Source organism: Cupriavidus sp. SW-Y-13 (assembly GCF_009793345.1).
Taxonomy (GTDB): domain Bacteria; phylum Pseudomonadota; class Gammaproteobacteria; order Burkholderiales; family Burkholderiaceae; genus Cupriavidus.
The window spans coordinates 183,578-208,858 of the sequence record NZ_WHLX01000002.1 but is presented as its reverse complement, the minus strand read 5'-3'; the positions used below and the strand labels follow the sequence as shown (position 1 = coordinate 208,858).

Annotated in this window: 17 protein-coding genes; 9 read left to right on the top strand and 8 right to left on the bottom strand. The window is 62.8% G+C overall.

The genetic code is table 11. The features are described from left to right. Positions 1 to 97: 97 nt before the first annotated feature. On the bottom strand, positions 98 to 7,861 hold the full coding sequence (locus GA566_RS16880) for a hemagglutinin repeat-containing protein (RefSeq protein ID WP_255459583.1): 7,764 nt from the start codon (positions 7,859 to 7,861) through the stop codon (positions 98 to 100). A gap of 130 nt (positions 7,862 to 7,991) precedes the next feature. Continuing rightward, positions 7,992 to 8,429 (bottom strand): Lrp/AsnC family transcriptional regulator, encoded by a 438-nt coding sequence (locus GA566_RS16875; protein ID WP_137925597.1) that lies wholly within the window; start codon positions 8,427 to 8,429, stop codon positions 7,992 to 7,994. Positions 8,430 to 8,559: 130 nt separating this feature from the next. Between GA566_RS16875 and GA566_RS16870 the strand changes: the two genes are divergently transcribed. The 4 genes from GA566_RS16870 to GA566_RS16855 all read left to right on the top strand — a co-directional run bounded on the left by GA566_RS16870 (position 8,560) and on the right by GA566_RS16855 (position 11,360). After that, a complete protein-coding gene (locus GA566_RS16870) occupies positions 8,560 to 9,459 on the top strand; it encodes a DMT family transporter (protein WP_160473438.1) in 900 nt (299 codons plus the stop codon). 54 nt (positions 9,460 to 9,513) lie between these two features. Then, positions 9,514 to 10,764 (top strand): serine hydrolase, encoded by a 1,251-nt coding sequence (locus GA566_RS16865; RefSeq protein ID WP_160473437.1) that lies wholly within the window; start codon positions 9,514 to 9,516, stop codon positions 10,762 to 10,764. 78 nt (positions 10,765 to 10,842) lie between these two features. After that, a complete protein-coding gene (locus GA566_RS16860) occupies positions 10,843 to 11,127 on the top strand; it encodes a hypothetical protein (protein ID WP_137925600.1) in 285 nt (94 codons plus the stop codon). A 53-nt stretch (positions 11,128 to 11,180) separates the two neighbouring features. After that, a complete protein-coding gene (locus GA566_RS16855; protein WP_137925601.1) occupies positions 11,181 to 11,360 on the top strand; it encodes a hypothetical protein in 180 nt (59 codons plus the stop codon). Between the two features lie 22 nt (positions 11,361 to 11,382). Here GA566_RS16855 and GA566_RS16850 read toward each other — a convergent pair whose 3' ends face one another. Beyond that, positions 11,383 to 12,147: an HAD family hydrolase gene (locus GA566_RS16850; protein WP_160473436.1), complete on the bottom strand. Its 765-nt coding sequence runs from the start codon at positions 12,145 to 12,147 to the stop codon at positions 11,383 to 11,385. 154 nt (positions 12,148 to 12,301) lie between these two features. Between GA566_RS16850 and GA566_RS16845 the strand changes: the two genes are divergently transcribed. After that, complete coding sequence (locus GA566_RS16845) at positions 12,302 to 14,452, top strand: PQQ-dependent dehydrogenase, methanol/ethanol family (RefSeq protein ID WP_160473435.1); 2,151 nt, start codon at positions 12,302 to 12,304, stop codon at positions 14,450 to 14,452. Positions 14,453 to 14,462: 10 nt separating this feature from the next. On the opposite strand, the gene GA566_RS16840 is transcribed toward GA566_RS16845, so the two are convergent. The 5 genes from GA566_RS16840 to GA566_RS16820 form a co-directional block, all read right to left on the bottom strand. Beyond that, positions 14,463 to 15,389 carry a LysR substrate-binding domain-containing protein gene (locus GA566_RS16840; protein WP_160473434.1) on the bottom strand — a complete coding sequence of 309 codons (927 nt, stop codon included), beginning with the start codon at positions 15,387 to 15,389 and terminating at the stop codon, positions 14,463 to 14,465. 77 nt (positions 15,390 to 15,466) lie between these two features. Beyond that, positions 15,467 to 16,867, bottom strand: a complete 1,401-nt coding sequence (locus GA566_RS16835) for a M20 family metallopeptidase (protein WP_160473433.1) — start codon at positions 16,865 to 16,867, stop codon at positions 15,467 to 15,469. 13 nt (positions 16,868 to 16,880) lie between these two features. Further along, positions 16,881 to 17,855, bottom strand: a complete 975-nt coding sequence (locus GA566_RS16830; protein WP_160473432.1) for a tripartite tricarboxylate transporter substrate binding protein — start codon at positions 17,853 to 17,855, stop codon at positions 16,881 to 16,883. 177 nt (positions 17,856 to 18,032) lie between these two features. After that, complete coding sequence (locus GA566_RS16825; RefSeq protein ID WP_160473431.1) at positions 18,033 to 18,926, bottom strand: NAD(P)-dependent oxidoreductase; 894 nt, start codon at positions 18,924 to 18,926, stop codon at positions 18,033 to 18,035. Positions 18,927 to 18,968: 42 nt separating this feature from the next. Further along, positions 18,969 to 20,456 carry an aldehyde dehydrogenase family protein gene (locus tag GA566_RS16820; protein ID WP_160473430.1) on the bottom strand — a complete coding sequence of 496 codons (1,488 nt, stop codon included), beginning with the start codon at positions 20,454 to 20,456 and terminating at the stop codon, positions 18,969 to 18,971. 268 nt (positions 20,457 to 20,724) lie between these two features. Between GA566_RS16820 and GA566_RS16815 the strand changes: the two genes are divergently transcribed. The 4 genes from GA566_RS16815 (at position 20,725) to GA566_RS16800 (ending at position 25,208) form a co-directional block, all read left to right on the top strand. Further along, complete coding sequence (locus GA566_RS16815; RefSeq protein WP_137925608.1) at positions 20,725 to 21,105, top strand: carboxymuconolactone decarboxylase family protein; 381 nt, start codon at positions 20,725 to 20,727, stop codon at positions 21,103 to 21,105. Positions 21,106 to 21,354: 249 nt separating this feature from the next. Continuing rightward, the gene (locus GA566_RS16810; protein ID WP_160473429.1) at positions 21,355 to 22,062 is read left to right on the top strand and encodes a gluconate 2-dehydrogenase subunit 3 family protein; all 708 of its coding nucleotides are present in this window, start codon (positions 21,355 to 21,357) and stop codon (positions 22,060 to 22,062) included. 93 nt (positions 22,063 to 22,155) lie between these two features. Continuing rightward, positions 22,156 to 23,925 carry a GMC family oxidoreductase gene (locus tag GA566_RS16805; RefSeq protein ID WP_160473428.1) on the top strand — a complete coding sequence of 590 codons (1,770 nt, stop codon included), beginning with the start codon at positions 22,156 to 22,158 and terminating at the stop codon, positions 23,923 to 23,925. A gap of 11 nt (positions 23,926 to 23,936) precedes the next feature. After that, the gene (locus GA566_RS16800; RefSeq protein ID WP_160473427.1) at positions 23,937 to 25,208 is read left to right on the top strand and encodes a cytochrome c; all 1,272 of its coding nucleotides are present in this window, start codon (positions 23,937 to 23,939) and stop codon (positions 25,206 to 25,208) included. The last annotated feature ends 73 nt before the right edge of the window (positions 25,209 to 25,281 follow it).

Sequence of the window (25,281 nt, the reverse complement as noted above, 5' to 3'; positions counted from 1 at the left end):
AACCAAGAAATCAAACTAACTATCCAGTAATTGCGTTTGGACTTTTTAGACATTTTTGACCATGTTTCTTCATCTGGCCCTCCTGGGGCAATCATAGCTATTTCTCCTGTGCATTTTGTGGCTTATTCAGAGGTGCAGAATGACTCCATGGGGAGGCGCCGAACGATATTTTTGATCGTGGTGACACTCCAAATTCAAGTGCGGAGCGCCCTCCATAGGCGTGCGTAACAGAGACGACTGCGTTCACATTCCAAGGTGTGGGAACAGAAAGAAAAGCTTGGGTGCCGCTGCCTGTCAAAAACGAGCTTACTGCCTTAGCATTGTTTGCGCCAAATATGTATCCCACGGTTATGGATTGACCCGGTTTAAACGATATTGACCGGGGATTCGCCTGTGTAACTCCTCCGTGCAGATAGGCGGTACCGTCATGGAGATTCACTGAAGTTCCTACAACTCCAGATAATGCAGAAGTGCTTCCGGATATGTAATCTGGCAGTAGACCTCTCCCTTGCTGTCCCAATCCCGCTGCACATTCTGCCGAAGCACAAGTACCGCCTACATACGGATTTGTTGTCGAGTAAATTGGTCCACTACTCTTACCAGATGGGATACCGACCCAGGTATAAGGAGAATCGTCGCCGCCAGTCATCGACTGAATCAGCGACGCAACATGAGGTTTGGGTTTAGAGGTAACCTGCATCATCATAGGACCGTCGCCAATCTGGGAAAACTTCGCGCCCGAGTCATAAATGGCATTCGGATCATCCTTGGCAATGATTGTGCCGGCGCTCTCACCGCGATAACTTCCAGACCGCATGGTTTCCTCAATCTGAGCAACCGAAATTGGCGAGCCATCGGGTTTGGTGATACCGTCGGCTGCCGCTTTCTCGGCAATTCGTCGGGCCGTTGCTTTATCTTCCGGATGCAACTGCCGATTAAACCGATCCACATTCGCCCCGGTAGCCGCTCCAGCCCCACCACCTACAGCCGCCCCAATCCCCCCAGCCACGATATTCGCCGCAAGGTTCCCAATCGCTTCGTCGAGGTTGGCATTCCCACTGCCAACGCTTCCCGACACCGCACTGCCCAATTCAGCCAGTTTCCCAGCCGCCAGCGATGACGCCCCGGCACCGACCGCGCCAGCAATCACATTTGCACCGCCCAGCCCCGCAATCATTGCGCCACCGGCCGCGTGCAAGGCAGCGCGATACTCGCCGCCGTCCTTCCAACCTTCGACATCCGCGGTGGCCTTTGCCAAGTTGGCGCGATTGTCTTCGCTGGGGTCGGCGTCGAACGCTTTCTCTGCCTTGCTCTGGGCTATCGCTGCATCCTTGAGCTTGCTGCTGGCAATATCCCCCACCGACTTCGCCACAGCCTCGCCAGCCGCCTGCGCCGCAGCCATCGTGTCCGCTTGCTTGTTCAGCAAGTTGTTGAGGTCGGGGCCTTTGCGAACGGTCGAATTGGTATCAGTCGTATCGCGATTCAGGGTGGCTACGTCCTGCTTCTGGTTGGCGTCGTCAGTGATGTGGATCGTGCCCTCCGCAATGCCGGACTGCGCCGTGCCGCGTTGGCGGCCGCTTTTGTGCTGCGGGATCATGGGACTCACGCCGCCGGTGTTCTTGCCCGAGGTCTGGCCGGTCTTCTCGTCCTTGACCTTGGGGCCGAAGGTGAAGCCACCGGCCACGCCGAACGACGTGCCCTTGTAGTCCGATCTGTTCTCGATATCGTCCCAGCTCAGGGTGCCCGTCTTCAGCGAGTTCTTGTCCTTCGTGGCCGTGCTGGCGATGAGGGCGCCCTGGAGGTCGGTGTTGCCTTTGACGTTCAAGTCGAACCCGCCGTCGCCTGCATAGATGCCGGATTGCTCGGCCACGTTGGCGAAGTTGCCGTTGGCCTTGCCCGTCGATGCCGAGAGCGAGCCGCTCAGGCCGCCGCCTTGACTGAAGCTCAGACCACCGCCCGCGCTGGTCTGGCGGGCGCGGGATTGCTCGGTGTCTTGGTAGCTGGCGAGGTTGAGGTGGCCGCCGATATCGGCCGACACCTTGCGGCCGCTGACCACGCCACCGAGGATATTGGTGTCGCCACCCGAGACGATCGACACCGATTCGCTGCCCGTGATGCGGCTATTGAGTTGCGTCGCGCCACTGGTGTCGCTGTTGCCCTTGTTCGTCGACCCTGACGCCGACACGCCGAAGCCCTGCGCGCTGTAGGACATGCCGATGCTGCCGCTGCTCGACTTGTTCGTGGTGTGGGTCTCGTAGGTATCGGTCGCAGAGACGATATTGACCTTGCCCTGGCCCGCCAGTCCCACCCGCGTGGCCGCAATACTGGAGCCGACGATGTCCAAGTTCCCGGCTGTCTTGTTGCCATTGGCATCCTGACCCGTGGCGATGAAGACCGCCTTGCCGCCAGCCTGCACCTTCGATCCCGTGTGCGAGGTGTTGTCCTGCGTGAGCGTGTTCTTGCTCTTGCTGCTGCCCAGCGACAGGGTCACGGCGGTGCCGAGCGGTCCTGAGCCGCCAGCCAGGCTCTTCATGGCATCGCCAGCGCCCTTGGCCGCGTCATAGGCGTCGCGACCTGCTGCGATACCCCACAGCGCCGACGCCCGGCCATCCTGGCTCTTGGTCGCCGAGCTGACTTTCTGGCCCGCATTGATTGCCGAGCCGAGCGCGCCGCCGCTAACCCCCAGCGTCAGGCCGGTCTGCTTGATCTCGTGGGTTTCGTCGTGATGCGCGCGGCCCTTGGCGGCTTCGATCGCCACATCGGCGCCCACGCCTGTCAGATCCTTCGCGGCGATCAACTGGCTGCCTGTCACGCGTAGCGTGCTCCCGGCCTTCAGGCTGACATTGCCATCGGTACTGCCGACGAGGCTGCCGGTCTGCGTGACGGCGTTGTCGTTGATCGTGTCCTTCTGGTCACGCGAGCCGTAGGAGAGGCCGCCACCCGTGGCGCCGAAGCCCCTGGCTGTCGTGCGTGAGTAACTGTGGCTTTCGCTGGTGTTCTCCGCCGCACCGATCGTCAGGTTGCGGCCGGCTTCGAGTCCCACGTCCTGAGTGCCCGCCACCGTCGATCCGCTGACCGCCAGATCGCGTCCGGCGCTGCCCAATACGGTATCGCCCGATATCACCGAGCCCACCGCCACGGTGTCGCGCGAACGGGTGATCGTGGTCGTCTCCTTCTTCGACAGGAATCCGGATGTCTTCGATTGCGACCAGCCATCGGATGTGTGCTGCTCGGCAACCGTGCCAATGGTCACATCACCCGTGGCTACCAGTGCCACCGCGCCACCTTTGGCCGTAGCGGTGCCGGTAGTGACGGAGGAGGCGAGCACGGCGAGGTTGCCAGTGCCGCTCGCCTCGGCCGGTACGGCAGCGATGCCATTGGCTTCGAGGATAGCCGCCGCTGCAGCCTGCCCGGCGCCCAGCGTGGCGTTGTTACCAGCCTGCACCGAACTGCCTCGCGCGGCTTCGTCATAGGACGATTGCGTGAATTGCGATCGCTTGTTGCTCGAGGATCCTGCATCGCGCGTCTGCGTATCGAGCGATGCGGTGACCGTGGCGCTGCGTCCCGCCAGCAGCATGGCGTCGCTGCCTGCCTGGATAGCCGAGCCGGTCAGTGTGGCATCGCGCCCGGCTACCGCCGTGACACTGCCGCCCGCCTGCACACGGCTGCCGACGCCACGGGTGGTCTGTTCACGCAGGTAATCGCGACCGCCATGCGCGGTGGCATCCTGCGTGGTGCCCGTGGCGGCCGTGCCGAGGTCGAGGTCACGGCCTGCGCCGAGCAGGGCGTCGTTGCCGGCGCTTACGTTACCGCCCGCCATGCCGATGTCGCGCCCGGCCAGCACGGCAACGTTGTTGGTGGCCGAGATCGTGCCAATGGCACCCACGCCCGTGGCGCTTGCGCTGTTGCCGTTGGCCAGTGTCGTCGTGTTCGTGATCGTCTGCGCCGCATTGATGACATCGCGTCCGGCCGATACCAGCGTATCGGTGCCGGTGATCCGGCCGCCCAGGTTGCGCACATCCTCCTGCGCCGCCACCACCGTCGTACCCGTGCCACCGATCCGCCCACGATTGACGATGTTGTTGCCGATCACCTTCGTGGACTTATCGCCAACGATGGCGCCGCTGTTCGCGACATTGTCCGTTGCCTGAATCTCCACGCTCTTGCCGGCGACCAGCGCGCCCGTGCTGTTCAGGTCGATACCATTGCCGTGCGCAAGATAGACCTTTGGCACCAGCACCGATTGCGTGGAGCCATCGGGCAGGGTGACGTCCTGCGACACCATCCACACGATATCTGTCGTGAGTTGGCGCATCTGCTCGGCAGTCAGTCCGATACCGGGCATCAGGCCGAAGGCGCTGGCGACGGCTACCCCCTGGCTCATCAGTGCCTGGTATTCGTCCACCTGACTGGTGTGCCCGGCGAGGAACGTCCTGCCCGTCAGTTGGGTGATCTGGTCGCGGACCAGCTTCTGCTCGTAGAAGCCATCGCCAAGACGCTTCTGCGTCATCTGCGGATCGATGCCCAAGGCTCCAAGCATGTAGTCGCTGGAGAGGAATCGCGAGTATTGCGTGAAGCGCGGGTCCGTGGCGACGAGGTAGGTGTCGCCCGGCGCCGAACGAATCGTGTACAGCCCGTTGGTCGGCAGAGTCAGGTTTGGAATGCCACCGGCGAGGGGCTGTCCGGGCAAGGTATCGGCGGTCAATCCCGTGCCGCCTTTGCCGCCGCGCGACATCCCGCTTCCTGTCAGCGTTGCCCCCACGGTATCCACCGACTTTACGGAGACCTTCCGCGCGCTGGTCTTGACTGCCTGATTCGCCGTGGCGATGGCGGCCAGCGCGGCGACGGTAGTCGGGGCTTGCGGTGCGCTGGGGTAGGCAACGACCTGTTGCTTCGTGCCAGGCCCGGTACGTCGGTGCCAGACAAACGTCGAGGTGTCCTGCGTGGTCACTCTCTGCTGCAACACCGTGCCGACATCCTCGACCTTCCCGGCAACACGCACGAGGTTCGCGCCCCCTGCCATGGTCGATGACTGGTTGAAGATGCTGCCGCCCTCGCTGTTGATGCGGATGTTGCCGCCAGCCTGGATCTTCGCGGCTTCGGTGGCGCTGATGAGCCGGTCTGTCGCAGTCGTCGTGATGGTGGCGCGCGAGACCTCGGTGTGGTCGGTACCGAAGTTGGCGAGGCGGACATCGTCCGGTCGAATATGGATGTTCGGGTCCCAATCGGGCCAGAAGGTGATGCTGTAGGTGTCGCCGTTGTCGAGGATCGCCTCGTAATACTGCGTCGCGCGCGTGGCGATCGGGCGCGAACAGATGCCGGTTTCGGCATCGCAGTTGGTCCCGAAGCCTACGGAGAAAAATTCCTCGATTGGCGAATCCGTGAAGGACAGCGTCTTCTTGTCCGTGTCGAGTTTGGTGACCGTGGACTTGTTCACCGTCACCGTGATCGGCGCACGCAACGCATTGGCCTGGTCCGCGCTGATTGACGCATTCTCCGTGCCCCATTTCCAGCCAGGAAACGTGATGCTGGCGTGATAGTTCAACGCCCTGCCTGACAGACCCGCCTGCCAGAGCTTGAGCGTCTGCACGGCTGTCTGCACTGGCGTACCCGCTTCGGTCACGATGCGCGTGCGTGTATTGCGGACGTCCTTCGCTGCGATGTCGATGTCACCCTCGGCCTCGATTGCCGCGGAGCGATTGATGAGCACATTCGTCTGCTCGGTGAGCAATCCCGTGGTGGCGTCGCGCGTGCCATCGCGGGCGATCTGCAGGTTTCCTGCGCTGTAGAGCGTGGCGCCATCGAGATTGCGCACAGAGCTGGTGGCGTACAGCTTCAAGTCCCGAACTGCTGCCATCAATGCCGATGTGCCATCGTTGGTGATGTCAGTGCCTTGCACCGTGACGTCCTCGCCAATCACGGTGCCTGTGTTGTCGATGGTCGGGGCGTTGACCTTGACTGTGGTGCCTTCGATGCGCCCCGCGTTCGAAACACTGGTGTCGGCAGTGACCGAGGTGCTCGATGCATTGATCTTTCCCACCGCTGCATTGACCACGTGCTTGCCGGCGACCGTCAGCGCACCCTTGGCGGCCAGGGCGCCGGTGTTGCTTAGTGTGCCGCTGGCCGATATTCGCATGTCGCCGTTGGCACCGAGCCGGTTCTTCGCGTCGTTGGTGTAGTCGCCGTCGACCGTCAGTCTCAGGTTGCGGCCCGCGATCATCGATCCGCTGCCCGATACGGCACCCGATACCGTAACGTCCCGATTCGCCTCGACGTCACCGCCCAGGTTCCACATCGACGCCACCTTGATGTCGATGTCCTGGCCACCCAGTATCCGGCCGCCCGAGTTGTCGAGCGTCGCCCCTACCTGATCGATGGTGACGCGCTGGCCGTAGAGCGTTCCGCCGCGATTGTCGAGCGCGCCGGCTGCCGAAACCGTCAACGCAGCGCCTGCGGTGGTCGACGCGCCCCGCAGGTCCAGATCTCCAGTCTTGGCGGAAATATCCAGATTGCCGCGTGCGGTGGTCTGGCTCCCCGCCAGGTTCACGCCGGCGCCGTGGAGCGTGGCATTGCCGCTCGCAATGTTCCGGCCTGTCGCGGCGAGGGCACCGCTTGCCTTGATCGTCAGGTCTGCTGCCTTGCCCGTCGCACCGTCTGCGTCGATGCCGGCCGCGAGCGTACCGGTCGACGCGATATCGCCAGCTTTGATGCCCAGCGATTGCTGCGCCGCCAGCATCCCGCTGTGCTTGAGCGTGTCATCGGTGCGTAGGTCGACGGCGCCCCGCGCATAGGTCGTGCCCCGATGAGAGATGCCGCCCCGGGCAGAGATGCCAAGGTTACCGCTCGCACTGCTCTGCCCGGACATGACGAGCTTGCCGTCCGACCTCAGCGTCATATCGCCCATCTGCGCGGCCATCACACCCGCCAGCGACACCCCCACACCGCGCTCGGTGGAGGCCAGCATGATCTTGTTGGCGTACATGCCGCCAAGCTGGGCCACGTCGATGCCGAAAGCCGGGGCCGGGCTGGCGCTGGCGATTGGCGTAGCGGCCAGCGTGTCATGGTTGACCTCGTTGGCCCCGGCGATCACATTGAGTCGATTGGCATACAACGCAGCATTGGCTTTCACCTCACGCGCAATCAGATCGATCTGATCGACGTTTGCGGCATTCAGTCCCTTACCTTGAATCGTGATCTGACCACCGTTCACCCGGAAGGCATCCAGGCTGCCACTACCGCCGTACATCGGTGTGCCCGTGGTGAGCGTGGCGCGGCTGGTGTTGATGAAGCCGGCGCCATCGACGAAGATGCCGTTCGGATTGGCCACAATCACTTCGGCACGCGGCCCGGCCACTTCGAGATAGCCCTTCAACTGGCTCGGCAGCGCGCTGGTGACCTGATTGACGATAATGCGCGCCGAGCCACCAGGCAGCAGGTTGGGGTTGCCGTTGATGTACCCGGCCTGCTGCGTTGCGATCGCGGTCGGCGAGTTATTGAGGATGACACCCGCGTGGGGCACGTCGAAGCGCGTGTAGGCATTCGTCGAAACTCCCGCACGCGAAGGCCGCGTGATATCCACCTGCGACAGCCTATTCGCGGTCTGGCCGATGGTGGGACGATGCGCGCCCGCGTTCGGGTCCGCCACCACCTGGGCCCAGCCGTTGACCGGCAAACCCACCGCTATCCACGCCGCAAGCACCAGCGTCGGCAGGGCGAAGCGCACGGTGTCTGTCCTGGCATTTCCGGTTGTCGCCTTCCGACCTCCATTCGGACCTTTCCCCCGGCTCGCAGCAGACTCCTCGACGGCCATGAGCATGCCGCGATGCGGGTTGAAGACGAGACGGTAACAACTGCGGTTCATCAGTTCGGCCATGCGCGTAGTGCGGGATGGCGCGGACTGTAACCGTGGGGTTCACCTTCAGATCTTAAGGAGGATCAAGCCTTGGTGAATCGATCCATGGATTCAAATTTTCTGCGGCTTAACGACGCCCCTACAGCGGCGGCAATCGCCGCTTCACTGGCTGCGACTTGACGATGGACGAGCTGGTTTCGGCCAGCTCCGTGACCTGATCGAGGATGTGGTCCAGGTGTTCGATGGATCGCAGGTAGAGTCTGCCGAAAAAGCAGTCGTCGCCGGTCACCTTGTCGCACTCGGCAAACTCGGGAATCCCTTCGATCAATTTCTGCACAGCCTGCAACTTGCCCGGCAATGGGCGGATGCGCACAATGGCCTGCATCGAGAAACCGAGCGTGCGCGGCTCCACGTCCACGGTGAAGCCACGGATCACGCCGCGATCCTCCAGCCGCTTCAACCGTTCCGAGGTGCCGGGCGCCGACAGTCCGATCTGTTCGGCCAGTGCCTTGATCGGCATGCGGCCGTCATGCTGCAGCAGCGCCAGGATGCGACGGTCGAGATCGTCGAGTGACATCGGTATTTTTCCGGTTTTGCCTGTCAAAGAACGGCGGAAACCGCCATTCACCTGCTTTTTCGCCTGTGCATTGTAGGCAGCCAGTCTTAAACTGCAACCCTCGTTTCAGGAACATTGCTGGAGACAGGTCATGGAAGACCGCACGCGGGGCATGCTGGAAATGGCGGCGGCCATGGTGATATCGGGCACCATCGGCTGGCTCGTGGTGATCTCTGGTCGCCCGGTCACGCAGGTGGTGTTCTGGCGCTGCGCGTTCGGCGCGCTGGTGCTGGTGCCGGTCTGCTTCGCGCGTGGATATCTAAAGCCCGGCAGCATCTCCCTGCGCCAGGTGCTGCTGGCCGTTGCGGGCGGCGTGGCGATTGTCGCCAACTGGCTGCTGCTGTTCTCGGCCTATGAAGGCGCATCGATTTCGATTGCCACCGCGGTCTACAACACGCAACCGTTCATGCTCGTGGCGCTCGGCGCGCTGTTCCTGGGAGAGCGCATCACCGTGGCCAAGGTGGTGTGGCTGCTGCTGGCATTCGCTGGCATGCTGCTGATCGTGCAAGGCAAGCCGCACAGTGGACCTTCGCACGGCAACTACCTGACGGGCATTGCCTTGGCGCTTGGCGCGGCATTCTGCTACGCGCTGGCCGCGCTGATCGCCAAGCAGTTGAAGGGCGTGGCGCCGCACCTGATCGCCATGATCCATGTGCTGGTAGGCACCGTGATGCTGCTGCCGATGGCACTGCAGGCCGAACTGCCTGTCGGAACGTTGCCGTGGGCCACGCTGGCGACGATGGGGTTCATCCATACGGGCCTGATGTACATCCTGCTCTATGGCGCGATTCAGAAACTTCCGACCCACCTGACAGGCGCCCTGTCCTTCATTTATCCTGTCGTGGCTATTCTGGTGGATCGGCTTGCATTCGGACATCAGTTGCTGGCGTCGCAGATTGGCGGCGCGGTGCTGATCCTGCTGGCCGCCGCCGGCATGACACTCGGATGGTCAGGGCTGCTGGCATGGCGGGAACGCAAACCCTCCGCATGAATGCTGCTCCGGCCGGGTACGCTGACAGCGTAGATAAAGCGGAGACGCACGACGATGCATGACACGCAGGGAATGTCCCGGGAACGGCTAGGCCGGATCGAAAAGTTTCTCGACGAGCAGTATGTTGCGCCCGGCAAGCTGCCCGGCGCACTGGTGCAGGTCTGGCGGCGCGGAGAACTCGCACTGAACACCGTGCTCGGCATGGCCGACCGCGAGCGGCAAGTGCCACTGGCCGAGGACTCCATCTTCCGCATCTACTCGATGACCAAGCCGATTACGTCGGTGGCCATCATGATGCTGGTGGAGGAATGCCGGATCGCACTCGATGACCCCGTCAGCAAGTACATCCCTGAATGGGCCAACCTCGGCGTTTTCGCGGGCGGCTTCATGGAGAGTTTCCAGACGCGTCCGCCTGCTCGACCGATGCTGGTCATCGATCTGCTGCGCCACACCTCGGGCCTGACCTACGGCTTCCAGCAGAACAGCAATGTCGATGCCGCGTATCGCAAGCTCAAGCTGGGCGAACTGGCCACGGCCGGCACGCTCGACGACATGATCGAGAAGCTGGCCACCGTGCCGCTGGAGTTCTCGCCCGGCGAAGCGTGGAACTACTCGGTGGCCACCGATGTGCTCGGCTATCTCGTGGGCAAGATCAGCGGCATGCCCTTCGATGTCTTCCTGAAGCAGCGCATCTTCGATCCGCTCGGCATGGTCGATACGGGCTTTCATGTGCCCGAACACAAGGCCGACCGTTTCTGCGCGTGCTATGCGATCGGCGCGCTGGGGTCGAAGGTGATCTCGCCGCGTGGCCCGATGCTGCAGGACGATCCGCAGGCCAGCCCCTATCTGCAACCGCCCGGCTTCCTGTCCGGTGGCGGCGGACTGGTATCCACCGCTGCAGACTACATGCGTTTTGCACGGATGCTGCTGAACGACGGCGAACTCGATGGCGTGCGGTTGCTGGGACCGAAGACGCTTGCGTTGATGACATCGAACCATCTGCCCGGCGGCGTGGACCTGCCGCGCCTGTCGCGCTCGATGTTCAGCGAGGCCACTTATGAAGGCGTGGGCTTCGGCCTCGGGTTCGCGACAACGATCAACCCGGTCAGCACGATGATTCCTGGCAGCGCTGGCGATTTCTTCTGGGGCGGTGCGGCCAGCACGTTCTTCTGGGTCGATCCGAAAGAAGACCTGATCGGATTGTTCCTGACACAGTTGCTGCCCTCATCGGCCTATCCGGTGCGGCGGCAGTTGCGAACGCTCGTCTACAGTGCGATCACGGAATGCGGTGCGTTATCGCGCTGATCGCGCGGATCGTGGAAAGAGGCCGGTGCGCAGGAGAAGTAGAATAGCCACCGGCCCCCACCACATCGATTCCTGCTCATGACATTCCGCATCACTTTTCGCACGGCCATCGTCGTCATGTCGATAGCGCTGGCGACGCCGCTGGCGCACGCCACCGTGGGCGAGGATGCCCGCGAATTCAAGAACAACTTCAAGGCAGACGTGAAGGAAGCGGGCCGCAAGACCGGGCACGCGTTTGCCGAGGCGGCGCGTGCGGTGGGGCATGGCGCAAAGGCTGCCGGCCATGCCGTGAAGGACACCACCAAGCGCGGCTATTACGCCACAAAGCAGGCAATCAAGGGCGACTCGCGGGAAGGCAACTGATTGCCCGACCGATCCGCGTACAATCCCGCCCTTAACTCAATGGAACGACGTCCGTGAAGAAAACCGACCTCGAGAAGAACAAGGGCCTCAAGATCAACAACAGCCTCAAGCAGGCCGGGGCCAACCGGGCCGGATCGGCACCGAAAAATCAACGCCAGCAGGCGGCCAGCAAGAATGGCCTGCTTGGCAAGCTGCTCGGCAAAGCCGTGCCGCCGGAGAAAACTGGCGAATAACGCCGGAATCGGCCGCCCGCGCTTACGCGAACGCGGCGGCCGGCATCTGCTTTGCCACCGGGCAGGCCGGATCGATGGCCCGGCACAGCGCGTAAAGATCGCGCACCACCAGATGCGGCGCGCTGCCGCCGCGTGTCCACGCCGGCGCAGTGTCAACACCCCCCACCGAATCCCCACGCACCAGCCACGCTGCGTGGCAACCTGCCGCCAGCGCCCCGACGATATCCAGATCCGCATCGTCACCGACGTGAAGCATCTGCTCCGGCCGGCATCCCACTGCGTCTGCTGCAGCGCGGAAGATCGCGGCATCGGGCTTCGCCAATCCCGTGCTTTCCGGATTCAACGCCGCCTTGAAGAAATGATGCCCGCCCGTGACCTTGAGGCTGGCATTGCCATTCGACAGTGCCACCAGCGGATATCGGGCGCTTAGCCATTCCAGCGCCGGAAACGCATCCTCGAAGAAATCCACACGCTGCCGCGCAGCAAAGAACGCGTCGTAGGCAGACTCGGCCAGTGCCGGATCTTCCTCAGACATCTCCAGCGCCATCCGGATCGAACCCAGCCGTAGCTCGCGCAAGTTGTGCGACAGATCGGGCCGCGATGCCTCGAACTTCGTTCGCAAGGCGCCCAGCACCTGCGGCGAGGTCAGCAGCGTCGAGGTGCGCGGCGCCTGTGCCAGCAGCCATTCATGCAAGGTTTGCTCGGCACGGATCACCGCCGGGCCGAAGGGCCACAGGGTGTCGTCAAGGTCCAAGGAAATGGCCGCGATGCTGGCGAAGGAAGTCATGAGGAGAGGGAGCGCATGTCAGGGAAAGCCCGCCGAATTTACCACTTCCTTTGGCAGCGACGATTCTGATCGACTAGGCTTGTATCGGCTTACCGCGCGGTAAGCGTCCCGGCAGTACCGTAGCGCACAACAAGAAACCCGCAGAGGAGACAACATGACGCACGAGACGTGGCGCTTCCGGCGCCCGCATTGGCCCCGCTTTGCCGCGGCCTGCCTGCTGGCCCTGCCCCTGGCCACCCACGCCGCACCCGATTCATCCCCAATGTCCGCGACCAAGATACGCGCGGCCACGGCCAAGGTGGATGGCAACTACATCCGCGCCAATGCCAAGACCACACAGAACTGGCCCAGCTACGGACTCGACTACGCAGAAACCCGCTTCAGCCGCCTGACCCAGATCGACGCCAACAATGTGAAAGACCTGGGCCTCGTCTGGTCATACGGACTCGAATCGACGCGCGGCGTGGAATCGACCCCGCTGGTTGTCGATGGCGTGATGTACGTGACCGCGTCATGGAGCGTGGTCCACGCCGTGGATGTGCGCACGGGCCGCCGGCTCTGGACCTTCGATCCCAAGGTGAACCGCGCGCTCGGCTACCGTGGCTGCTGCGACGTGGTGAACCGGGGCGTTGCGTTGTATCAAGGCAAGGTGTTCGTGGCGTCCTATGACGGGCGACTCATTGCGCTCGACGCCGCCACGGGACGCAAACTGTGGGACAAGGACACGATCATCGACCGCAAGTTCTCGTACACCATCACGGGCGCGCCGCGTGTGTTCAACGGCAAGGTCATCATCGGCAACGGCGGCGCGGAGTTTGGCGTGCGCGGCTACATCACCGCCTACGACGCCAATACCGGCGCGCAGAAATGGCGCTGGTTCACGGTGCCGGGCGATCCCTCGAAACCATTCGAGGATGCATCGATGGAGACAGCCGCCAAGACCTGGGACCCGGCCGGCAAGTGGTGGGAAGCGGGCGGCGGCGGCACGGCATGGGACTCGATGACCTTCGATCCCGACCTGAACCTGATGTATGTGGGCACGGGCAACGGCTCGCCATGGTCGCATCGCAAGCGCAGCCCCGCTGGTGGCGACAACCTCTATCTGGCATCGATCGTCGCGCTCGACCCTGACACCGGCCAGTACAAATGGCACTACCAGGAAACGCCCGGCGACAACTGGGACTACACGTCCACGCAGCCGATGATCCTGGCCGATCTCACCATCAACGGCCAGCCGCGCAAGGTCATCCTGCACGCGCCCAAGAACGGCTTCTTCTTCGTTATCGACCGCACCAACGGCCAGTTCATCTCGGCCAAGAATTTTGTCGATGTGAACTGGACCACGGGCTATGACGCCAAGGGACGGCCTGTCGATGTGGCCGAAGCCCGCGCCACGGACAAACCGTTCGATTCGATCCCCGGCCCCTACGGTGCGCACAACTGGCACCCGATGTCGTTCAATCCGCAGACCGGACTCGTCTACCTGCCCGCGCAGAACGTGCCGGTCAACCTGCTCGACGACAAGAACTGGACCTTCAACGGCGCGCAACCGATGCAGCCCGGCGGCAACACGGGATGGAACACCGCCAAGTTCCTCAACGCGGAACCACCGAAGAGCAAGCCGTTCGGCCGATTGCTGGCATGGGACCCGGTGCAGCAGAAGACGGTCTGGTCGCAGGAACACGTTTCACCGTGGAACGGCGGCACGCTGACCACCGCTGGCAACCTCGTTTTCCAGGGCACGGCAGATGGCCGATTTGTGGCCTACGACGCGAAGACCGGCAGCAAGCTCTGGGAAACGCCAACGGGTACAGGTGTCATCGCCGCGCCGGTCAGCTATGAAGTCGATGGCCGGCAGTTCATCTCCATCGCCGTGGGATGGGGCGGCGTGTACGGCCAGGCCCAACGCGCCACCGACCGCCAGGGCCCCGGCACCGTCTACACATTCGCGCTCGGCGGACAGGCCAAGCCACCGGCCTTTGCCAGCTACCGCACCGATGGCCTGCTCACCGGCGTGAAGTACGACGCGGCCAAGGTCAACGACGGCGCCGGACTCTACGTGAGCAGTTGCGTGATGTGCCACGGCGTACCGGGCGTGGATCGTGGCGGCAATATCCCGAACCTCGGCTTCGTCAGCGCCGAGTCCATCTCGCATCTCGACCGCATCGTCTTCAAGGGCCCGTTCATGGCACGCGGCATGCCTGATTTCACGGGCAAGCTGACTGCCGACGATGTGGAGAAGATCAAGGCGTTCATTCAGGGGACGGTGGATTCGGTGAGGCCGAAGGCGGTGGCGGGACAATAGCCACCTACGCTCACCCTCCCGCAGTACCTCCCTTGCGAAGCATCCTGCTGTAGGAAATCAGCATCTTCGCGAACTCTCCGGTGATGGGAGGAAGCGGTACCGCCGTACGCTGCACCAGACAAAGGTCAGCCGGCGGTATCGCCTCGCCGATGCGGATTTCCCTGAGCGCTCCCATGAACCCCTCCTGTTCGAGGGCGATTCTCGGGGAGAGAAACAGCAGGTCGGTCCTCGACACCAGATTGAGCGTGTCATAGAGCGATTCCACAGTCACCGCGATATTCGGTGTCTCCAATCCAGCGTTGTGAAACAGGTCGACAAGACGATTGGAAGGCAACCCCGCCTGGCCCGGCGGTCTCGTATTCACCCACTCGCAGTCGGCCAGCGCCTTGATGCTTCGCGCCTTCTCGTTGGGATGGCCGACCCTGCATACGATGACGGGGTCCGACTTGGTCAGCCGCGTGCTGGTGAGGTCTGTCATGTCCGTCTTGCGCGACACCAGTGTCAACGCGAAGTCGAGCCTTCCTTCACGGATGCCGGACAGCAGCGAACTTGATGGGCCACTCGCCAGATGGACGGAGAAACTTGGGAATCGTTGTCGGAATGCGCGCAGCACCGGCGGCACGACGCGAGCAAACGCCTCGGAAGAAACGCCGACGTTCATCGCGCCAACCGGATTTCCCTGGAAGCTCTGGAACTCCTGCTCCGTCCGCTCGCATTCGCCAAGGATGATGCGTGAGCGCGCCAGCAAGGTTTCTCCCGGGCCGGTCAGCACAATGCCCCGGTTCCCCCGTGCAAAGAGGCTGGCGCCCAGCGACGATTCCAGTCGCTTGATCTGCTGCGTCAGCCCGCTTTGCGCAAGGTCCAGCGACCTCGCCGCCGCGCGGATGCTGCCATGTTCGACGACTGCCACGAAAGCGCGAAGCTGATCCAACGTCATGACGGGAGATATCTCGGAGTGTTCGATCTGACCGAGTGAACACCTTTCGATATCGCCCTGTCAATCCTTCAATCCGGTCAGGCCGCGTTGGACACCGGGAGGCCAGCGTGCTCGCCAAGGTCCCAGTAGAGTCCCGCCATCATCCGCAGGCCCTCGCGGGTCACACTCGTCAGCATATGCTCGTCCGGCCCGTGCTGCGCGCAAGCCGGGTAAGAGTGAGGTACCCAGATAGTGGGAAGGCCGAGCACATCCGCAAAGACGTCATTCGGCAACGTGCCGGCCAGGTTCGGAAGAATCGCGGGCAACGTACCCGTGCTGGACTCAATCGAGCCAGCCACCCACTTCACCCACGGGTGTTCCACATCCAGCCGCGTAGCCGCACCGCTCATGGTCACCTTGATGGCAACCTCCGGGAAGCCGTTCGCATCGAGATGGCTGCGGAGAATCGCTTCGAGATCCTGCCACGGGGTGCCCACCACGAAGCGCAACTGGCAATGCGCTACCGCTGCGGAGGGAATCGCATTGACGGGGCGTTGCGCGGAACCGGCACCCAATGCAAGCACTTCGATGGTGTTCCACGCCACCAGTCGCTCCGCAGGGGACAGATCGGGCTCGCCCCACCCAGGCGTGAATTCGGGGTCATCCTTGCCACCACCCAATTCGATGTCGGCCAGTGCCGCTTTGACGGCGGAGGAAATAGCGGGCGGAAACAGCTCGGGGACCAGCATCTGCCCGCGTGCATCGACGATAGTCGACAGCGCGTTGGCGAGAATGGTCGCCGGATTCGAAATCACACCACCCCAGTTGCCCGAGTGATACGCGCGCTCCCGCGCCTGAACGGTGAGACTGAAATTCACCATGCCACGTGAGCCGAGAAACAGCGTGGGTCGGTTCGCCCTGACACGCGGACCATCGCAACCGATGAACAGATCCGCACGCAACTGCTGCACATTAGCTTCGCAGAACTCGCGCAGTCCCGGCGAGCCGGCCTCCTCCCCCATCTCCATCAGCACGATGACGTTGTAGCCCAGCTTCCCACCGCGCGCCGCCAGCGCGTATTCCAGCCCCGCAAGGTTGATGCTGTGCTGGCCCTTGTTGTCTGCGGTTCCGCGTCCGTACCATCGATCGCCATCGACCGCGAGCGTCCACGGACCAGCGCCCTTCCGCCAACCTGGTTCCTGACCGTTGACCACATCGCCATGGCCATAGGTCAGCACCGTGAGTTGCGCAGGATCTTCGATACGTCGCCCCACCAGCAACGGACCACCTTTGGGATCGGGATTCGGCGAGACTTCCACCTCGAAACCCAGCCGCTGGAGCCACGGCACGATCTCGACATCGAAGTAGTGTCCCAGCGTGGCAGGGTCCGCGCCCATATCGCTTTCTGAACGAATGGAGACACGTCGGGACAGGTCGGCAAACAACTGGCCCGACTCCAGATGATTGACCGCGAATTCAAGGGCGGCAGAACGGGACATATCGAACTCCGGATCAGTCCTGCATCATGTTGTTGGCTTTCGCCACGGGGGTCAGCGTCGCCGTATCCGCCTTGACGGATTCGGTGTATTTCGCCGGCGTGCCGTACTCCGGCTCGAAGCCCAGGTTCACCAGCTTCTCCTGCAAGCCAGGGTCCGCCATGGACTTCGCCAGTTCCGTCACCAGCTTTTGTTTGACCGCAGCCGGGACACCCTTCGGTGCCACGATGGCGAACCACGAGTCCATGCGGAAACCGGGGAAACCGCTTTCTGCGATGGTCGGCACATTCGGCAGCATCGGATTGCGCTTGGGACCGGTGACAGCCAGCGCCCGGATCTTTCCGCTCTTCAAGGCAGCAACCGAGGCTGGCACCGCGTCGAAGCTCAACGGAATCTGCCCGCCCATGACGTCCGTCATCGCCGGCGCACTGCCCTTGTAAGGCACGTGCAGCACCTTCACACCCGCCGCATTCCACAGCATCTCGCCGGCAAAGTTCACTGTCGAACCCGTACCATGCGAGCCATAGGAGTAGGTGCCCGGTTTCGCCTTGATGTCGGCCAGCAGTTGCGGGAGCGTCTGCGCCGCCACGCCATTGTTGGCGAGCAGCACCAGCGAATTGCTTCCCAGCACGCCGATGGGATCGAAGCTCGTGTCCGCGTTGTAGTTCAGCTTGCGATAGATGATGGGGTTCACCACAAAGGTGGTGGAGGTTCCCAGCAGCAGCGTGTAGCCATCCGCAGGCGAGCGCGCCACGCCTTCGGCGCCGACGATGGTCGCCGCACCTGGCTTGTAGTCGATGACCACCTGCTGCTTGAGGCGTTCGCTCAGTTGCACCGAGACCAGTCGGGCGACGGAATCCACGCTGCCGCCCGGAGGAAAGGGCACCACCAGGCGAATGGGGCGATCTGGAAACTCCGCCAGCGCAGCGCCGCTCGACAGCATCGCGATGGAAAGGCCAACACAGGAAACGAGAATCCGCGGGAACGACATCTTTCACTCCAATTTCAGTGGGATGGTGCTTGCATACGAGCTTCAGGGTTCTCCGGCTGGCTGAACCAGGCGGTGGTTGGCGGGAAGAGACGATTGGGAATCGACGCCGCACCTCCGGGTGGTTTCCACCTCTATACAGGTACGGCGCTCAAACAAAAAAGCAAGTTTCGGGCGCGGTCAGACCTTGGCAGGTGACTTGTCGCGTTCAAAGTTGACGATACGGTTGAAGTCTTCGCCGTCGGCCAGCGCCGAGGCACTCGACTTCCAGATGTCTCCGATGACCGACACCGTCGGCAGGCTCAGGCCCAGGGCATCACCCAGCGACACGGCAAGATTCACGTCCTTGCGCATCAGTTGCATCGTGAAGCCGGAGCTGTACGTGTTGTTCAGGATGCGTGTCGGGTAGTTGAACAGCGTCACCCCACTGCGACCCGACCCCGCATTGACGGCTTCGATCAATTGTTCCGTCGAGATACCGGCTGCGTTGGCCAGGCGGAAAGCTTCGCTGGCAGTGACCAGGTGCGAGGCCGTCAGCAGATTGTTGATGAGCTTGGCCACGTGGCCCGCGCTGACATCGCCGATATGAAAACGCTTGGTGCCTAGCGCCGACAGGATCGGATTGGCATAGGCCACGTCCTCTTCCGAACCGCCGATGAACATCGTCAGTTCGCCCTTCATTGCACCCGTCGGACCGCCACTCACTGGTGCATCGACAAAGCGGATGTTCTTCTCTTTCAGCACCGCAGCCAGTTCACGCGTGATTTGCGGATCCGCAGTCGTCGTATCGATCAGAAGCGTGCCGGGAGCGGCATTGGCGAGCAGGCCCTCCGCGCCTTCCAGCACGGCGCGTACGATGGCGGAGGTCGGCAGCGACAGCACGATGGCCGAGCACGCGCGCGCCAGTTCCGGCAGGCTCGATGCCAGCGGAATGCCAGCCTCGCGTGCGACAGCAGCAACCTGCTCCGACTTGTCCAGGCCCAGCACGGCGTAGCCCGAACGTTGCAGCGTCAGGGCCATGCCACGGCCCATATTGCCCAGGCCAATCACGCCAACAGTCTTGAAGTTTTCCATGTTGAAACCTGAAAGAAGAATGAGAAAAGGAAGGGCTGGCGTTCAGCAGCCTTCGGCAATCGGCACCCAGACGCTTTTCGTCCGGGTGTATTCATGGAGGCATTCGGCGCCGCTGGAGCGGCCATAACCGCTGCTGTCGTTGCCACCGAATGGCGTGGCGACATGCATGTCGCGGTACATGTTGATCCACAGAAGGCCCGCATTCACTTTGGCGACCACGCGATGGGCGCGCGCCACATCGCGCGTCCAGACGGCGCCGGCCAGCGCGAACTCGCTGTCGTTGGCGATGGCCACCGCTTCCGCTTCCGTATCGAAAGGAATCGCCACCACCACGGGTCCGAAGACTTCTTCACGCGCAATCCGCATGTCGTTGCTCACATGCTTGAACACCGTGGGCTTCACGTAGAAACCGTTGCCCGTGGCTTCGCTCACACCGCCGGTCACCAGTTCTGCCCCTTCGTCCAGGCCGATTTGGACCATGCGATTGATGCGCTCGAACTGCGCGCGATTGTTGATGGGGCCGCCTTCCACGGACTCATCCAACGGATGGCCAATGCGATAGTCGGCGATTGCCTTGCCGACTGCCGCGACGAACTCGTCGTAGATGCCGCGCTGCACGAGCAGGCGCGAGCCTGCGGCACAGTTCTGACCGGTGTTGGCGCATGCTGCCGTGACGGCGGCGCGAGCAGCCTGCGCCAGATCCGCATCGTCAAACACGATATTGGCCGATTTTCCGCCCAGCTCCAGCAAACACGAAATCGGGCGCTGTGCGGCAGCTGCGTTCACTGCACGCCCGGTCTGCGTCGAGCCGACAAAGACGACCTTCTTCACCAGCGGATTCGAGATGGCCGCATCGCCGATTGTCTTGCCGAGGCCATTGATGACGTTCAGCGTGCCCGAAGGCATGCCCGCCTCGCGAGCCAGCCTGGCCATGGCCAGTGCGGTCAGCGGTGTGAGTTCCGATGGCTTGAGCAGCACGCTGTTGCCCATGGCGAGCGCTGGCGCGACATTCCATGCAGCGAGGTAAATCGGCGAATTCCATGGGGTGATCGTCAGCACCACGCCCAGCGGCTCCCGTAACGTGTAGTTCAGTTGTCCGCCAGGTACGGGAATCACGTTACCCAGGAACTTGTCGGTCCAGCCGGCGTAGTAGCGGAAGATCTCGGCCACCGCAGCCACCTGTGCACGTGCTGCCTTGATGGCCTTGCCACTGGTAATCGCTTCGAGGCGGGCCAACGGCTCGGCATCGCGCTGGATCAGCTTGCCCAGTTGCGCCATGACTTCGCCCCGGCGTTGCGCAGAGAATGCGGCCCATTGCTTCTGGCCGGCGTGGCAACTGCGTACTGCGGCGCTCACCACCTCTGCGTTGGCATCGGCGAACACGAGCAGGGTCTGCTCGCTGGCCGGGTCAGTCAACGACAGTGTTGCGCCATCGCCGGACACCATCTCTCCGGCAATGTAGGAGCCAATCGCATCAGCCCCGATCAGCGACAGCACCAGCGCGTTGAATTCCGACGAAACGTTTTGCATGCTCATGACCTTGCGAGGAAGGCAGCCGGTCAGTCCGGCCCGCCAATGTGAAGCCAGTCTATGAGCGGAACCGGACCTCGCAAAAGATGCGAACGCTGTTCTCGTGTTCACTTCTTGTTCTCACCGGGGTTGTCCCTACCCGGCAATCACTTTTGGTGAACATGAGAACTACGCAGGCATCTTTCCTTCTCCTGCGCACCACTCCAGACTTTGCTGCATCGGCTGGCAACCGCCACCGGAATCCTTCAAAACGCAAAGGGAGCGAAGCATGAGCCAGGAACTGTTCGACAAGGGTGAGCAGATTCGCCGCGAAGTACTGGGCGAGGAATACGTTGCGGCGTCGACCAAGGGCACCGACGCCTTCAGCGAACCCATGCGCGAATTCGCCATCAAGAACCTGTGGGGCGACATCTGGAACCGCCCCGGCCTGGACCGCCGCGCCCGCAGCATCGGCGTGCTGTCGATCCTGACCGCGCAGGGCCGCACCGGCGAACTGAAGACCCATATCCGGGCGGCGCTGAACAACGGCGTCACGCGCGCAGAAATCGGCGAGGTGTTCCTGCAGGCATCGATGTACTGCGGCATCCCCGCAGGGAGCGAAGCCACGCGCGTGGCGAAGCTGCTGTTTGCGGAGATGGATGCGGGTTGAGGGATGGGTTGCTTGACCCGAGTGCGCGCGGCACGCTGACGCGGCGGGGGAAGAAAAGAAAGAAAAGAAGCCCCAGCCACCACTGTCCACCCACACGAACAATCAATTAGCAATCTAATCATTGCATTCCATAACAACTTAGAGGTACGATGACCGACCTTTTCCAGCGTGAGACGGATCCGGGGTAGGCGCCACGCCTGCCAATCAGAGATTCGCGTGGGGACGACGCCTGATAACAACGGACCTCACATGTCTACGCCCCCGTTCTCACGTCGCAACTTTCTCAAGGCAACCGCAGTTGCCGTGCCCGTCGCGGCCATTCCGCTTCACGAACTTCGCGCCAAGGGCCTGGAGGACGTGCATCTGCAGCACTACCAGCCCGTCTTCTTCAGCGCGCCCGAGTGGCAGTTCATCCTGGCCGCGTGCGACCGGCTGATTCCGGCCGAGGGCAAGGGTCCTGGCGCGCTGGAGACCAACGTCCCCGTCTTCATCGATCAGCAGCTCAAGGGCGGGCTTGGCAACGACATCTATCTGCAGGGCCCGCACAACATCACTGCGCCGAAGACGCTGGGTTTCCAGTTGCCGTACGCGCCGCAGGATGTGTATCGGCGTGGTATCGCGCTGGTGCAACAGGCCGCCAACGCGCGCCACGCCAAGCCGTTCCAGCAGCTTTCCGCCCAGGAGCAGGACGCCCTGCTGACGGCGCTGCAGAAAGACACCGTGGACTTTGCCGCGCTGGGCGAGACCTCGCTGAAGGCTTCGCAGTTCTTCTCGCAACTGCTGGGCGATACCAAGAACGGCTATCTGGCCGATCCGATGTATGGCGGCAACAAGGACATGAAAGCCTGGGTCGCCATCGGCTTCCCCGGTGCGCGCGCGCAGTACATCGAATGGGTGGACCAGCACAACGTGCCCTACCCGCTCGGCCCCGTCAGCGTGAGCGGCAAGCGCGCCTGAGCGGCGCTTCTTCCTTTTTCGAATTTCAGGCGTGACGCGCGCCGTGCGACCTATCGCGCGGCTGGCCACTTCACGCCCACGACAAGCACACACATGCCCCAGATCACCAACGACGACGTCGATGTCGTCATCGTCGGCCTTGGATGGGCCGGATCGCTGATGGCCATCGAACTGGCCCAGGCCGGTCTCAAGGTGCGCGCGCTCGAACGCGGCCCGGATCGGCCGCCCGAGGATTTTGCGTATCCGAAGCCTGCCGACCAGTACGGCTATGCCACGCGCAACAAGGTCTTTGCCACGCCGCGCGATGCCGCGCTGACCGTACGCTACAAGCAGGATGAAACCGCGCTGCCCACGCGCAAGTGGGGCGCCTTTGCGCCCGGCACGGGCGTCGGCGGCTCCGGCCTGCACTGGACCGGCGTGCTGATTCGTCCCACGCCCACCGATATCAAGCTCAAGACCTACGCGGACAAGGCGTACAAGCGCGGCACGCTCGATGCGGACATGCGCATCAAGGACTTCCCGTTCACATGGGACGAGATCGAGCCGTACTACGATTTCTTCGACAAGGTCTGCGGTCTCTCCGGCAACACCGGCAACCTGCGCGGCCAGGTGCAGCCCGGTGGCGATCCGTTCGAAGGTCCGCGCTCGAATCCGTATCCGCTGCCTGCGTTGCAGGACACGCTGAACTGCTCGATGTTCGCCGACACTGCGCGGAAGATGGGCTATCACCCGTTCCCGAATCCGTCGGCCAATGTGTCGCAGGCATGGACGAATCCGTACGGCGCGCAGTTGGCACCGTGCAACTACTGCGGATATTGCAGCAAGTACCCGTGCCTGAACTACTCGAAGGCATCGCCGCAAACGACCATTCTCGATGTGGTCAAGCGCATGCCGAACTTCTCGTATCGCGTGAATGCGAACGTGATTCGCGTGGATCTGCACAAGGATCGCAAGACCGCGCGCGGCGTGACCTATATCGACGCGCAAGGCAAAGAGGTGTTCCAGCCCGCGAAGATCGTGGTGCTGTCGAGTTTCCAGTTCGCCAACGTGCGATTGATGCTGCTGTCGCGCATCGGCAAGCCGTACGATCCGATCTCCGAGACCGGCACCGTGGGCCGCAACTATGCGTTCCTGAGCAATGGTGGCGCCACGCTGTTCTTCAAGGACAAGCACTTCAACCCGTTTGCCACGGCTGGCGCCACGGGTGAAATGTTCAACGACATCTCGCCGGGCAACTTCGATGGTCCGTCGCTGGGCTTTATCGGCGGCGCCAAGATCCATAGCTCGCAGGCAACCGGTGCGCCCATCGGCACCGCGCTGCCGCCCGGCACGCCAAGCTGGGGCAAGGGCTGGAAGGAAGGCATGGTGGACTGGTACGGTCGCTCGATGAAGATCAGCATCACCACCACGTGCATGTCGTATCGCGGCCACTACCTCGATCTCGATCCGCGCTACAAGGACCCGTGGGGCCAGCCGCTGCTGCGCATGACGTTCGACTGGCGCGAGAACGAGTTGAAGCTGCAACGCTATCTGCGCGAGATCGTGCTGAAGATCTCGAAGGAGATGAAGCCCGATGCGATGTCCGAGAGCTTCCTCGCGCTCGATTCGCACTGGGACATCACCAAGTACGTGTCCACCCACAACGTGGGCGGCGCGATCATGGGTACGTCGCCGCGTGACTCCGCATTGAACCGCTACCTGCAATCGTGGGACGTGCACAACGTGTTCGTGCCGGGCGGCAACGCGTTCCCGCAGAACTTCCAGGCGAATCCCACTGCCACCATCGGTGCCATCACGCTGATGGCCGCGGACGCCATCAAGAAGCAGTACCTCAAGAACCCGGGACCGCTGGTGCAAGCCTGATCACGACGACCATGACATTCTTACGTTCCTTCCTCATCGCCGCCACGCTCGGCACGGCAGCGGCATCGATGGCACCGTCGGCACTTGCCGCATCGGACCCCGCGCTCATCCAGCGCGGTGCCTACCTGGCCCGCGTGGGCGATTGCATGGCCTGCCACAGCGCAACGGGCAAGCCCGAGTACAGCGGCGGCCTGGCCATCGACAGCGGCCACGGCATCATCTATTCCACCAACATCACGCCAGACAAGCAGCACGGTATCGGCAAGTACACCGAGAAACAGTTCGCCGATGCGGTGCGCAAGGGTGTGCGGGCCGATGGCCAGCACCTGTATCCGGCCATGCCCTATCCGAACTACGGCAAGGTGACCGACGCGGACATCCATGCGCTCTACGCGTTCTTCATGGAAGGCGTGAAACCGAGCAACGCGCAGCCGCCCGAGACCAGCATGGATTTCCCGTTCAACCTGCGCTGGGGCATGCTGGCCTGGAACTACGTGTTCACCTCGGACAAGCCTTTCCAGCCGCGCCAGGCATGGACCGATCAGGTCAAGCTCGGCGCGTACCTGGTGGAAGGGCTCGGCCATTGCAGCAGTTGCCACACGCCGCGTGGTTTCGCGATGAACGAGAAAGCCGATTCGAGCGCCGATGCGCAGTACCTCGCAGGTGGGGATCTGAATGGCTGGCCCGTACCATCGCTGCGCGGCATGCCGCAGTGGACCAACCAGGACATCGTCGACTATCTGCAGACCGGACGTAACCGCACCGCTGCCGTGGCGGGCGAGATGACCGCCGTGGTCGAGCACAGCACGTCGCATATGCGCACCACCGATCTGTCTGCGATGGCGGCATATCTGAAGAGCCTGTCGCCGGTACCGTCGCAAGCGGCTTCGATCAAGCCCCAAGGTTCAGACGCCACGATCCGCAAGCTGACGGCCGCCAAGAACCTGACGCTCGGCGAAAGGCTGTATCTCGATAACTGCGCGGCCTGCCACTTTGTCACCGGCAAGGGTGCGGAGCGCGTGTTCCCGCGCGTGGATGGGGCAACGGTCGTCAATGCCGACAGCCCGACCGCGCTGGTCAACGTGATATTGGCTGGTGCACGCACGCCATCCACGGCCAAGGCGCCGTCGATCCTGGTGATGCCCGGCTTTGCGCATCGCATGAACGACGCCGAAGTGGCCGAACTCGCCACGTTCCTGCGCCAGGGCTGGAACAACCGCGCCGCGCCGGTTTCCGAGCGCAATGTGAAGGCGGTCAGGGCATCGATGACGCCCGCGCACTGAGTTGTCAGCTTGCCTTCCCTGCCCGCACGCGCTGGCGGGGAAGGCGCATGCCGCTGCTTAACTCGGCGCACTA